Raw genomic sequence first — 12,645 nt, forward strand, 5'->3', positions numbered from 1 at the left:
ACAGTCTCTTGAGCGCTTTCGGGTTCAAACCGATCACGTTCTATGCTGCCTACGATACCTCCTGACCAATTATGCCCACACGTAGCGGCTTGCTTAGAAGAACATACCTGATGTGCGGAAAATCGGTACTCATGTGGTCTTACCCGCTAGAAGTCCCAGGCCCTCACGTCAAGCGCAAATGCTTGATAGAGCCATGGATGGAGCTACCATACCCTCCAGAAGGGCAGGATGCCTAGATGGCGGCGAGTGGTTAACCGGAGAATGCTTGGCGATAAGATCCTTATCCCCCACGTAGCCTGGTGGCGGGCCATACCGGCAAGAAGCGTGGAGGTCAGAATAAGAACAGCCGTCACCGTGAAACCATGGGGGGCTAGGGGGCCTCCCCGCATGTTGACCAGGCCTGGGCGGGAACTTGAGTGCTTCAATCTGAAGTGCGTCTCTGAAGGCGGCACCGGCGTGCATGGCTGGGGCTATCAGGTTGACCTTGCCCTAAGAAGCGGTGGGCTGCCAGGGTGCGCCCCGAGACGGTGTATGGCACACCGGGACTCGATCGATAAGGGCCCGGAGTGCATCACTATCGCACAGTGACCCTGTGCTTCCGGAAGGTACTATGGGTTATTGTCCCGAAAGGTTACAAGGTGTTGGGGAAGGGTATCCCGTACCTTTCAAGGGACGACGAGACTTGCTCAAGTAAGAAGGAACCCGGGTCATAAAGGCACGGCGAAAACCCCGGGACAAGATGCGGTTTCTGGTCAGGAAGTCTGAGATGCCCTGAGTGCGGAGCCATTCACGACCGGGACGAGAATGCAGCGTGGAACATCGATGCGGAGGGGTTTTGGGCTCGTTGACCTTTCGGCCGGGCAGGCCTGGGCCACGGGACACTCAGGAAGTGGGAGGATGTCAACTTGTCAAGAGTGCTTCCTTTCCGGGGCGTCCGCTACTCATACCGCGACCCAGCCGTGCTGGGGAGGGTCATAGCCCCTCCCTATGATGCCGTGGATACGGAGACCCAGTCATTGTGCTACCGGAGTCACCCGCACAATGTGATTCGCCTGGAACTGGCGGAGACGCTCCTAGGGGATGACGAGAAAGACAACCGTTATACCAGGGCAGCCGAGCACTACAGGCGGTGGCTTACCGAGGGCATCCTCATTCGAGATGAGACACCCCTGGTCTACCTCTACCGCCAGACCTTCCCCGGTGGCTTCCCTGAACGCTGGGGGCTGTTCGCCTCCGTGGGACTGTCGCGCTACAACGGAGGTGAGATCTTCCCTCACGAAGAGACCCAGTCCTCTGCCCTGGAGGACCGGCTGAGGTTACTCCGGGCAACAGGAACCAACGTGAGTCCCATCTTCGCTCTATACCCGGATGAGGAAGACCGGGTGCTCAGGGTGCTCAGGGATGCCGCATGCACAACCCCGGAGGTGAGCGCCAGGAAGGAAGACGGCAGCGCTCATGCCGTCTGGCCCGTGGGGGGCGCCGCGGCCGAAGGGATAAGCCATCTTATGAGGAGCATGCCACTTTTCATCGCTGACGGGCACCACCGTTATGAGACGGCCCTCCTCTATCACCAGGAACGGGATGACGAGGCCTCCGGCCGGGTGATGATGGGGCTGGTGAACCTGTTCGACCCCGCGCTGGCGGTACTGCCCACACACCGCTTGGCCACGAACGTTCCCGTGGAGGTCATGTACCAGCTCAAGGAGGGGAGGGCCCAAGGGTTCTTCGGCGAGAGACTAGCCAGCCTTGATGATACCCTGAAGGCGCTCAAGGAGGCCCAGGGACCCGCCTTCGGGCTTTATGTCCAGGGCAGGTTCTTCCTCATGAGCCTCACTGATGCCGGTGAGCGGGACATGGAGGCGCTGGTGCCGCTCAGGTCAAGGGCGTGGCGGTCTCTGGATGTCAGCGCCCTGCACGTACTCCTGCTGGATAAAACCATGAGTGGGGCGACCCTGGGCTTTAGCCATGATGCACCCAGGGCCGTTTCCCAGGTCGACGCCCGGCGGCGGCAGGCGGCCTTTCTCGTAAGGGCGTGCACGCCCACCGCCGTGCGCAACATCGCGTTGAAGGGTGAGAGGATGCCCCAGAAGTCCACATACTTCTATCCCAAACTCCCCACAGGCCTGGTGCTGCACCCCTTGGATTAGCGGGTCAAGTCCCAGGAAAAAGAACGGTGGTGAGACCCTTGGAGTCACTGCCTGGAGACACAGGTTCCCGGAACCTCTACGGTGCCTGGCTCAGGTTCACCTCCGGGCAGACTCTCGATGCCGGTACGGTGCGTGATGTGGTGGTCGCCTCATGGAGGCGGTGCCGTGACCTCGGGGTCAAACCGGATGAACCCACTGTATACCGGCTGTCCGATTCCCATCTCTCCTACAGGCTGTCGCGACGGCTTGAGATCATCGAAGCCACAACCCCTTTCATGAAGAGCCTGTACGATCTGGTGAAGGGGTCTGGCTTTGTGGTAACCCTCTGCGATGAGGAGGGCTTCCTCCTGGAGATCCTGGGGGACGCCGAGGTGCTGGAGGATGCGGGCAACATCAGCCTCGTCAATGGTGTCAACTGGTCCGAGGAGTACTTCGGCACCACCGCCATAGGTGTTACCCTGGCAACCGGGGCTCCCGTACAGGTATGCGCGGCGGAGCACTTCTGCCGGATGTGCCATTCATGGACCTGTTCCGCCGCACCCATCCGGGATCCTGATGGAAGGCTCTTGGGAGTGCTCAACATGTCCGGGCACTGCCGGAGGGCCCATCCCCACACCCTGGGCATGGTGGTGGCTGCCGCTGGCGCTATTGATAACCAGATCCGGGCCCAGAAGATCTCCCGGGACCTCCTGGTCACCAACCGGTACCTGCTGGCCCTCATGGGGTCCATGCCCGATGGCCTGGTATCGGTGGATACCAATGGCCGGATCACCCACATGAACATGGCAGCCGGGAGGATGCTGGGGGTTGACCCGGAAAAGGCCACCGGGAGGTCCTTTCCCAAGAACATAGGCCGGGAGATTGGGATCCCCGAGGTTCTTGGAAGGAACATAACGGTGCTCGACAGGGAGGTCGAGGTGGACGGCCCCGCCGGGCGCGCTCAGGTCAGCGTGTCGGCTCGCGCCATATGGCAAGAGGCTGGGTCCGCCGCAGGCTGTCTGGTGACCCTCAGGGAGATGAAGAGCGTTCGCCGCCTTGCCCAGCGGATGGTTGGAGCCAAGGCCATTTTCACCTTCGAGGATATTGTGGGGCGCTCCGGGAGCCTCAGCAAGACCGTAGATCTGGCACGGATGGCGGCCGGGAGCTCCTCCAACGTGCTCTTGGAGGGACAGAGCGGCACCGGCAAGGAGATGTTTGCCCAGGCCATCCACAATGCAAGCCCACGATGCAGGGGGCCCTTTGTGGCCATCAACTGCGCGGCCCTGCCCAGGGACCTGGTGGGCAGCGAACTCTTCGGCTACACTGAAGGGGCGTTCACCGGGGCCCGGCGGGAGGGTAGGCCGGGCAAGTTCGAGCTGGCCGACGGTGGGACAATACTCCTTGATGAGATCGGAGACATGCCCCTTGACATGCAGGTGGCCCTTCTCCGGGTGCTTGAGGAGAAGACCATCGTGAGGATAGGTGGGCAGCGGGTGATCCCTGTGGACGTGCGGGTGATAGCCTCCACGAAGAAGGATCTCAAGGACGAGGTGGCCCGCGGGCACTTCCGCGATGACCTGTACTACCGCCTGCACGTGCTGACCATCAGCATCCCTCCCCTCAGGGAGCGGGTGGGAGACGTGCCCTACCTTGCCCATCATTTCCTGGAGAGGCTGGGGGAGAAGATGGATAGGAGGGGGGCGGCCTTCACGACCGAGGCCATGCGGGCACTTGAGGCATACCACTGGCCAGGCAACGTCCGGGAGCTTCAGAACGTTGTGGAACAGGCCATCAACCTGGTCCAGGGTAGCCTGATCGGAATTGCGCACCTGATGCTGCCCCGGTCCTCCGAGGGCTCCCAGACCTCCCTGAGGGAGGCCGAGGAGCGTGCCATAGCCGAGGCCTTGGAGACCACCGGGGGCAACGTTACGGCTGCCGCCCGGTTGCTGGGTGTCAGCCGGAATACGATATACCGGAGGGCCGGGCGGCAAAGGGGGTATGGGGGACTGCGCCGCGATGAGCGGCCGGTGTGACATCCTGGAACACACAAAACGGCCAGAATGCCCCGTATCTTGTACCACCGCCACATTATGACACACCACCCCTGTCACACCCCCTATTCCCGTGGAGACTCCCTGACAAGTGACCTGCTCCGTGCCGATTCGGCAACCCCTCCCTCCTGGCAGGGTTCTTGCGTAAGGTCCATGGCTAAGCGCGGCCGCGAAGGAGGTGGAGAGTGCCAGGCCATGCCCGTACTTCCCAAGCCAGGAGGTGAGAACTTCGCGCTTCTAGGGCGCGAAGGAGGCCATGACGGAGTATCGCGGATGCGAGATCATCGTCGAGTATCTCATCAAGCAGCGGATCCCTTACATGCTGGGCTACCCCGGTCACGGGGCCATCGGGCTCCTGGACGGGGTGTACGACCTCACGGACAGGATCAAGCCGATCTGGGCCCGGGTTGAGCAGGCGGCCGGCTTCATGGCCGATGCGTACTTCCGCCTGACGAAGGTTCCCCTGCCGGTGTTCGCCTCCACGGGGCCGGGTCCCGCCAACCTCGCCATCGCCACTGCCAATGCGTTCTTCGATTCCTCGGCATTCCTTCTCATCACGGGCCAGGTTGCCACCGATCAGTTCGACACCGGGGCACTGCAGGAGCCCTACCGGCATCACCCGGCGGAATTCCCCGTCGTGATGAGACCCTACACAAAATTCAGCTGGCAGGTACACAAGGTACGCCAGCTGGCCAGCTACCTTCCCAAGGCCTATAAACTCATGAGAACGGGCAGGCCCGGGCCTTGTCACCTTGATATACCCTATGACTTGTACATCAAGAAGGCGGATGTCACCATCCCAGACCCGGACAGGTGGGCTGACCCCGTGGCTTGGCGGGGCAAGGCCCCGGAGGGCATAGTGGAGAAGGTCCTGGAGGCGCTGCTGGCGGCCAAGCGCCCGCTCGTCCTTGCGGGCGGAGGCGTCATGGTGTCAGAGGCCTGGGGGGAACTGAAGGCCGTGGCGGAACACCTGAACATCCCGGTGTACACCAGCCTCATGGGCAAGGGTGCCCTCCCAGAGGACCATCCCCTGTACCTCGGGGTGACTGGCTGCTGGGGATACTACCCTGCGGTCGAGGCTTGCCGCAACGCCGACCTCATACTCGCCATGGGATGCAGGTTCTCGGACCTCCACACCGCCAGCTGGCTGCCCGGCTACGCCTACAACATCCCGCCCACCCGTCTTATCCAGGTGGACATCGACGCCTCGGAGATAGCCCGGAACTACCCGGTCGAGCTGGGGGTGGTGGCGGACGCCCGGGCCTTCCTCGAACAGCTCCTGAACGCGGCCCGTTCCAACGCCGGGCCCCGGCCCCGCTACCCGTGGCTTGACGAGGTGGACCAGTATAAGGCGGAATGGGAGCAGTTCACACGTCCCTTCGAGACCGCCAGCGACATCCCCATCGACCCCAGGCGGGTGTTCGCCGACATGAGGCGGATCGCCCCCGCCGATACCATCATGGTGGTAGATGTGGGCAACAACCAGGCCTGGGCCGAGCAGTACTGGAAGACCCCTATGCCCCTTACCCACATCAGCCCCGGCGGGTTTGCCGCCATGGGGTTCGGTGTCTGCGGTGTGCTTGGAGCGAAGCTGGCAAGACCCGGCTCCCCCTGTGTGTGCCTGTGCTCCGATGGCGGGTTCATGATGACCCCCCATGCGGTGGCCACCAGCGTGGAATACGACCTGCCGGCCGTATGGGTGATCCTGAACAACTATTCCATAGGCTGCATCAGGGACCTGCAGCGGTTCTACCTTGATGGCCGTGAGATCCTCACCAGCTTCCGGATCGATAAGACCCAAGAACTCTGGAACCCTGACTTTGCAAAGATGGCCGAGTCCATGGGCGCCCTGGGCTACAGGGTGGAAGATCCCGGGGATTTCGGCCAGGCCTTCGAGGATGCCTTGAAGTCAGGGCGGCCAGCGGTCATGGATGTGATCATCCAACGGGATACACCAGTCCCGCTGATCAGCACCTGGCAGATGCCGCCCATACCCGCCGCCGAACCCACCTTCGGCCGGAGAAAGACCCTTTAGGCCATGGTTGGCCAGGTTAGGCCCCTCCAGGAGCGCGGAAGGGTATGATACCGGGGGTGAGGCATGTGGGAGACGGGGACATTAAGGCAATGGACGCTGCGACCAGGGGGCTAGCGGAACTCCTGCTCATCGCTGGGAAAGACGGCCTTGACGTGAATGCGGCGAGGCACGAGTTCACCCAGATGGGGCTGGATTGGAGCGCGGCCCAGGGGCGCCTGAGCGCGCTCGGCTGGTGGGAGGCAAGCGATGGCCGCGCCAGGGTGCCTCGGGCACTGGGGTCACAGGCCGCGGCATGGCTCAGGCGAAGCAAGGCCGAACGCGTGTGGCCCAGTCTCCAGGGCCCGGTGAAGTCGGCCGGCCTTTTCCAGCGTCTCATTGAGGCGCTCTCCACAGAGTGGCAGCGATCCCCCAGCGCTGGCTGGGATGAGGCTGCCTTCGCTGTGGATGGGACCCGCGTGACCGTGTGCCTGCGGGAGGTGCCATTGATGCTGGGTTCAACGCCAGGGGTCACGTGTGTCATCCTGGGCGACCCCGAGGGATGGCCTGTAAGCGCGCTGGCCACCCGTCTTTCGCAGGATGAGGCCAGCAGGAGGCGCTTGGCCCTCTATGGCATGGGAGCAGGCCTGAAGATGAACCTCACCGGCTGCCCACTGACGGTGTCCTTGGAGAGACACCTCAGGGAGCATCACGGTTGGCGCTTCGGGCCCTCGACCCATCTCACCCAGGCGCTGATCCGGGAGGGAATCTTACACTTGGAGACATAAGGCCGTGATTCGCGCTCTAGCAGCGCAATGCCCCGCCCTTCCACGTATAGGGCGCAGGTGGCGAACAAGATCCCATCCTCCCAGCGGTCCAGCCTGCGCGAACCCGGGCAGGAGTGTCGTGGACACGAACATGGCCGGGTGATGCAGCACCAGGAGGCGCTGGAGAGGGGGACGCCCCAACTACCGTGACCAGCTCAGGCAACAAGGTGCCCATCGCGATCACGGTGAGGCTGAGGAAAACCTCAGAAAGACCCAGGGCCAAGACTAGGTTGATGCCGGAGTTCACCGGGAGGCGGCTGCCTAACCCTGCCATGATGCCGCCCGGCACGAGCAGGCCCACCCGGACCCCAGTGGCGGGCCTGGCGTCGCCCACATCATCAAGGCGGCCGCCTCCGCCGCACGGATTCGCGACAGCGTACCGGCAACGGCCAACGCCCTGTAGGTGGCAACCAAGGCCAGCAAGACCTCCCCTTGCCACCGTCCAGCGCCATTGCCGCGATGAGGGCCGCCGCGACAAGCATGAAGAAACAGCCTCCTGTCGACGAGAGACCCCCTCATCAGAACGCTTCCTCCAAGGATAGGGCCGGCACTACACAGCACCGAACCCAGGGTGGTTCCCAGAAGCCATGCTGGTATGCCCCTTCAGGGCTCGAACGTGGAGACCGAGGGCTCCGGCAGCGTCGTGGCCAGGCTAGCGATGTTGCGTGACCTAGATGGCAGTAACTGGGCAAACCCAGCGCGGGTGAAGTAAAGATGCAAGTGATCCACCCGCACTTAGAGTAAAAGGGTTTCCCGGGAAATAATGGCAGGCGGGTACGGAAGGCCTTCGCTGGCCGGGCTTTGCCACCCCCGCCCTGCTCCAGCCTCTCTTCAGGGCCCATTCCCCAAGGCATGCCCCCTGGGTGGCCAGCGCCTAGACGTGAGACTTGCCTGTATGGGTGAGGTGCGCTGTCCACGGGTATCCTAGTACCGGCACGCACCTTGAGGGAGGACTGACCATGACGCCAAAGCACAGGAACCTCGTGAAGACGGGCAGCCCGGACCGCCGGAGCCCCCCTGGCAAGAACCCAAGGGCGCCCCGGACGCTAGTGACCGTTGACAGCCCTGACGATCCCCCCGAGCCCGGGGAGCACTCGCGGCCTAGCCGAGAGCCTGCTCCAGGTCGGCGATGAGGTCTAGGGGATCCTCGATCCCCACAGAGAACCTTACCAGTGAAGGTGTAATGCCCGCCAAGCGGCGTTCCTCCTCGGGCATGCCCCTGTGAACACAGACAACGGGCTGGGTTATGAGGGATTCCACGGATCCCAGGCTGACTGCGCGGGTAAATACCTTCACCCTGTCGATAAGGGCATCCACGCCAGGCTGTCCTCCCCTTATATCCGCGCTCAGCAGGCCGCCGTAGCCGGGGGCCATTTGCCGCTTAGCCAGCTGATGGCCGGGATCCTGGGGCAGGCCTGGGTAGTATACCCTCTGGATCCTTGGGTGATCCTGGAGGTACTCAGCCACCCGCTGGGCGTTGGAGTTGTGCTTTTCCATCCTCAGCCCGAGGGTCTTTAGTCCTCGTACCAGGAGCCATGCATCGAACCCGTTGATGGTGGCCCCCATCTTCCTGGCGAGGTCCAGGCAGTCGCTGATGTAGGCTCGGGAGCCCACCACTGCTCCTGCCACCACGTCACTGTGGCCGTTCAGGTACTTGGTGCAACTGTGAACCACAGCATCGGCGCCGAGGGCGAGCGGGCGCTGGTTGTAGGGTGAGGCAAGGGTGTTGTCCACGATGACTCGCACTCCCCTGGGGCGGGCAATCCGGGCCATGTCGGCGATATCACATACCAACAGTGTGGGATTGCTGGGGGTCTCCAGGAGCAGCGCCCTGGTGTTGGGCCGTATCGCCGCCTCCACCTCAGCCGGGTCTAGAGTGTTCACCAGGGTGTACTCGATGGCAAGACGGGGGAACACCGAATGCAGCAGGTTGAAGGTGCCCCCGTAGGTGCCCCGCTGGCACAGCACGTGGTCTCCGGAGGTGGCCAGCGCAAGCAGGGCAACTGAGATTGCGGCTATGCCTGACGCCAGCACCAGCCCGGCCTCGCCCTCCTCAATGTGGGCGATCTTCTCCTCAGCCATAGCGGTGTTGGGATTGCCGTGGCGGGCGTAGATGAAGCCCGGGCCTTCGCTGGCCATGTGCCGTTCAAGACTGTCATTGTCCGGGAAGGCGAAGGTAGAAGAGGTGTAGATTGGAGGCACTACCGCTCCAGTGGCAGGGTCTGGTTTCTCGGCAGTATGAACCAGTCTGGTGTTGAACCCATCTGTCAAGGCTTCTCCCCTCCAGTGTCTCGTCCTGGAGTCATCTTCTTCCCAAGACCCGTATCCCCTGCAAGGTCATCCCCTCTAGCGCAGGGGTTCTGAAAATACGCCCTGAACCCCTGACTCCCTGACCCGGCGCTCTATCGTGTCAAGGTCAGTGGAGTACAGTCCCCGTTCCTTCATGGCATCAAAGAGGAAGGAACCTGAGAAGGTGTACTTCTTCCGGATCCCCTCCTCGGTTTCCATTTCACGCCCTACCATCCAGACAGCAAGGCCCACAGCAAGGCCTTGCGGGATCTTCAGCAGCTCCTCGCCGTAGGCCAGCCTCGCGGCGTTGTGGCCAGCCAGGCTTCCCGTGGCGATGGCCTCAGTGTGCCCGACGTATGGGCCGCACTTCTCTCCTGCACAAAAGAGGTTTGCAAGACCCTCGACCCGCAAGGTGCTGTCACGGGGGGCCATGCTGAAGTAGCGCATGGAGTTTCCTCGACCCGCCGCGTAGGGGTCTTCGTACCGGGCATTCTCCAGGCCTGGCACGCTCCTGAGGAACTCCAGGGGGAAGTAGCTGGTCATCATCTTGGCGTGGCCAGTATCCAGGAGAACCAGGTTGTCGGAGAACTCCGGGAGGGCATACTGCTGGCATGCCTTCATGGGAAGTTTCTCTTCCGCCCGCAGGTGGCGTGGGAGGGCCAAGACCCACACGCCCCGGTCGTCCAGGACCTGCCGGACCTCCGTGGACAGCGAGTCCTTCAAGAGCTTGCACGAGCCGCTCATTGAACCCAGGGTGCCCTTGGATGTGATGCCCACCCTCTCGGGCACACCAGCCTTGGCGGCCAGGCTCACCCTGGGGCCAAAGGCTGGGCACCTGAGGATGCACATGACACACCCGTGGCCGTAGCGAAGGCAGTTGCCCTGGGGGCCAGCCGTTCCTGTTGTCTCGACGAAGGCGTCCCCTGGAAACTCCCGGCCCCCCTCAGCCACCACTGCCTCCAGGTGCCCGCCAGACCGCCGGAGGTCTACCGCCCGGGTCTCCAGGAAAACCTCGACTCCGGCGCTTGTAAGGAGGGCGCGCACGCCCGGCTCCACCAGGCTGACATCGTACAGCGTGGCATGGTTGTGACCGGGAAACCTGACTTCCCGGTGCCGCGCTACGGAATCCGTGAGGTCAATCAGCTCGGGCGCTCCAAGGCACCGCAGCTCCTCCGCCGCCGTGAAACGCCCGTTATTGCGCATAATACCTCCAACCAGCCCCGTGCCCAGGAGCTGATCTGTCTTTTCTAGGAGCGCCACCCTGGCTCCCATCTTTCGTGCGGCCAGGCTAGCGGCACAGCCTGCCCAGCCCCCTCCTGCCACCACAACGTCGGGCAATGTGGCTCCTCCCTTCATGGGCCCCTGGGCGTCGCTGGCCCGAGTTACCTGCCCATATATAGTAATATAATAAGGCAGGGACTCCGGATTTGTTCATGTCTCCCGGCAGCCCCTGGTGGAAAAAGGGAAGGCAGGTTCCCTAGGCGGAACTCCCTGGCTCCTCAATCCTCATGACGCACCACTCGTCCCCGTCCAGCACGTTCCTGGGGTGCGAGCACTGGATTCCCTCTTTGTACGCTGAGTACTTGGAGGGGTCCACGAGGCAGTAGAGCCTGCCCAGGCTGGCGCAACCCTGGGCTATCCAGTACTGTGCCAGCGGGCACCGGCTAATCTTCACCTCCCGGATCCCCGGCTCGTCCCGGGTGACCTCCAGGCTCCAACCCACCGATGGGAGGTCCTTGCCGAGGGCATAGTTGGCGATACTCAGATCCTCACCCATACTCCCTACCTTGGAGCGGACCTTCGTGCCGCATTCCTGCCCGTAGGCTGTGACTGCCTGGGATACCAGGGCCCTTCCCCGCTCCTCTCCCAGCTCATCCACGATTGCCTGGGCGAAGTGGCGGTATAGCATGGCCAGGCGCTCCGCCAGGATTTCCACGTCCCTCTCATGCTCTGGCGATACAGTCGGGCTCACAGGTTTCACCCCTCAGGTGATGTGCCGTTCCCAGGTGCCCCTGGTCTAGCGCCGGTGCAGCCTCCTGGCGCCTACGAAAGAGAGGCCGCGCTCGGTGAGTGCCCTGGCAGTCCGGTTCACAGCATCATGCTTATCCAGGTAGTTGATGAGCATCCTCTCCATGTCGCCGCCCTGGACTATTTCATCCTTGAACCGGAAGTAATCAAGGATGTCCGAGGGGTGTTCCCGGGTGGCTTCCACCTCGGGATCGCCCCCTTCATGCTTGGCAGAGATGTTGGGCACCTCCCGGGCCACATCAAGAAGCTCATCCCTGCGGTTGTAGGGCTGGCGTACGATGCTCTTGGCCGTCTCGGTGATGTGGTGCTCGATGCGGACCTGGTCCTCCAGGTCGAGCCTTCTCCTTATCTCCGAGCTCAGGCGGATCGTACTGTTGTCAACTGAATTGCTCAGGTTGAACCCCTCCAGGGGGGTTGAGCCATCCTCGCGGCCCAGGAGCCGGGCCATCATGAGCGTCCAGAGCACTGAGTAGGGATTGTCGTTCCCCATGAATACGGAGATCTTGAACTTCACATCGATGCCCAGCCTGTACAGCATGTACCCCAGGAGCACGGTTCCAGGGTTGATGTTTAGAACCTGGTCAATGCCGTACTGGGTGTAGTAATAAAGGTACTCGTCTACCCACGCCAGGGCATGGTCGTTGGGCTGGCCCACCCCACCGAAGTAGCCGGTGATGCACTCGGGGCCCCCCAGGTGGAGGTTAGAGCCGTCAGTACCCCGGGTATCCAGTGTCTCAACGTAACTGGCGCCGATGATCTGCATAGCTGCGGCCACCGCCAGGGTGTCTCCATCATCCCGTTCCTGCTCCCGCATCTTGCGAACGCGAATGTACCTGCCTGGCATGATCTCCTGGGCGTCGATGGCCCTCTGGGCCTCAGCGATGAGCCAGGGGAAGTACTGCAGGGCGCTGATCTCAAGGGTGACGGCCTTCCCCTCGTCAAAGCACATGGCGGGGTTCTCCCGGCCCAGCACCCCCTGGCGGTAGTCGCCGATGCTCACGAAGGCCCCCCGGTCCCTTTCCGCCGCCAGCCATTGCAGGTCCCTTAGATAGGGGGAACCCATGTTGGTGAGGCGCTGGAGAAGATTGGGAAGGTTCCGGGCCTCCCGGGCCCGGGCGTTGATCTGTTCAGGGGTTCCATGCTTCGCTACCACCCGGAGAACATCGCTTACCAGCGGGTTACAGGGGTCCTGGAGGAAGCTATTGATGTCGCTAATGGCCTTTGTGTCTAGGCTAATCTGACCTGTGGGCATGATCCAACTCTCCTTCGGCAGTATTCGTCCCAAGTTCATCGACTCCCAGGACTATTACGTC

At 62.6% G+C, this 12,645-nt stretch carries 10 protein-coding genes; 5 read left to right on the plus strand and 5 right to left on the minus strand.

The annotated features are described in order from the left end of the window. The first annotated feature begins 761 nt into the window (after nucleotides 1-761). From AB1576_01005 to AB1576_01025, 5 genes are all read left to right on the plus strand, one after another. The gene (locus AB1576_01005) at nucleotides 762-848 is read left to right on the plus strand and encodes a zinc ribbon domain-containing protein (protein MEW6080376.1); all 87 of its coding nucleotides are present in this window, start codon (nucleotides 762-764) and stop codon (nucleotides 846-848) included. A 66-nt stretch (nucleotides 849-914) separates the two neighbouring features. Next, the gene (locus tag AB1576_01010; protein ID MEW6080377.1) at nucleotides 915-2,147 is read left to right on the plus strand and encodes a DUF1015 domain-containing protein; all 1,233 of its coding nucleotides are present in this window, start codon (nucleotides 915-917) and stop codon (nucleotides 2,145-2,147) included. A 38-nt stretch (nucleotides 2,148-2,185) separates the two neighbouring features. After that, the gene (locus AB1576_01015) at nucleotides 2,186-4,159 is read left to right on the plus strand and encodes a sigma-54-dependent Fis family transcriptional regulator (GenBank protein MEW6080378.1); all 1,974 of its coding nucleotides are present in this window, start codon (nucleotides 2,186-2,188) and stop codon (nucleotides 4,157-4,159) included. Between the two features lie 274 nt (nucleotides 4,160-4,433). Further along, the gene (locus AB1576_01020) at nucleotides 4,434-6,212 is read left to right on the plus strand and encodes a thiamine pyrophosphate-binding protein (GenBank protein MEW6080379.1); all 1,779 of its coding nucleotides are present in this window, start codon (nucleotides 4,434-4,436) and stop codon (nucleotides 6,210-6,212) included. Between the two features lie 44 nt (nucleotides 6,213-6,256). Next, complete coding sequence (locus AB1576_01025) at nucleotides 6,257-6,976, plus strand: hypothetical protein (GenBank protein MEW6080380.1); 720 nt, start codon at nucleotides 6,257-6,259, stop codon at nucleotides 6,974-6,976. A 16-nt stretch (nucleotides 6,977-6,992) separates the two neighbouring features. On the opposite strand, the gene AB1576_01030 is transcribed toward AB1576_01025, so the two are convergent. From AB1576_01030 to AB1576_01050, 5 genes are all read right to left on the minus strand, one after another. Further along, nucleotides 6,993-7,493: a hypothetical protein gene (locus tag AB1576_01030; GenBank protein MEW6080381.1), complete on the minus strand. Its 501-nt coding sequence runs from the start codon at nucleotides 7,491-7,493 to the stop codon at nucleotides 6,993-6,995. 623 nt (nucleotides 7,494-8,116) lie between these two features. After that, nucleotides 8,117-9,286, minus strand: coding sequence for an aminotransferase class I/II-fold pyridoxal phosphate-dependent enzyme (locus AB1576_01035; protein ID MEW6080382.1), 1,170 nt, complete (start codon nucleotides 9,284-9,286; stop codon nucleotides 8,117-8,119). A gap of 75 nt (nucleotides 9,287-9,361) precedes the next feature. Beyond that, entirely contained in the window at nucleotides 9,362-10,642 is a 1,281-nt protein-coding gene (locus tag AB1576_01040; protein ID MEW6080383.1) for an FAD-dependent oxidoreductase, read from the minus strand. Nucleotides 10,643-10,781: 139 nt separating this feature from the next. After that, on the minus strand, nucleotides 10,782-11,276 hold the full coding sequence (locus AB1576_01045; GenBank protein ID MEW6080384.1) for an L-2-amino-thiazoline-4-carboxylic acid hydrolase: 495 nt from the start codon (nucleotides 11,274-11,276) through the stop codon (nucleotides 10,782-10,784). A 45-nt stretch (nucleotides 11,277-11,321) separates the two neighbouring features. Beyond that, nucleotides 11,322-12,584 (minus strand): hypothetical protein, encoded by a 1,263-nt coding sequence (locus AB1576_01050; protein MEW6080385.1) that lies wholly within the window; start codon nucleotides 12,582-12,584, stop codon nucleotides 11,322-11,324. Between the last annotated feature and the right edge of the window lie 61 nt (nucleotides 12,585-12,645).

The organism is Bacillota bacterium (assembly GCA_040754315.1).
Taxonomy (GTDB): Bacteria; Bacillota; Sulfobacillia; order DUSP01; family JBFMCS01; genus JBFMCS01.

Coding starts and splice junctions, on each gene's coding strand:
- AB1576_01050 (MEW6080385.1), bottom strand. CDS start 12,584: ATGCCCACAGGTCAGATTAGCCTAGACACAAAGGCCATTAGCGACATC.
- AB1576_01025 (MEW6080380.1), top strand. CDS start 6,257: ATGATACCGGGGGTGAGGCATGTGGGAGACGGGGACATTAAGGCAATG.
- AB1576_01020 (MEW6080379.1), top strand. CDS start 4,434: ATGACGGAGTATCGCGGATGCGAGATCATCGTCGAGTATCTCATCAAG.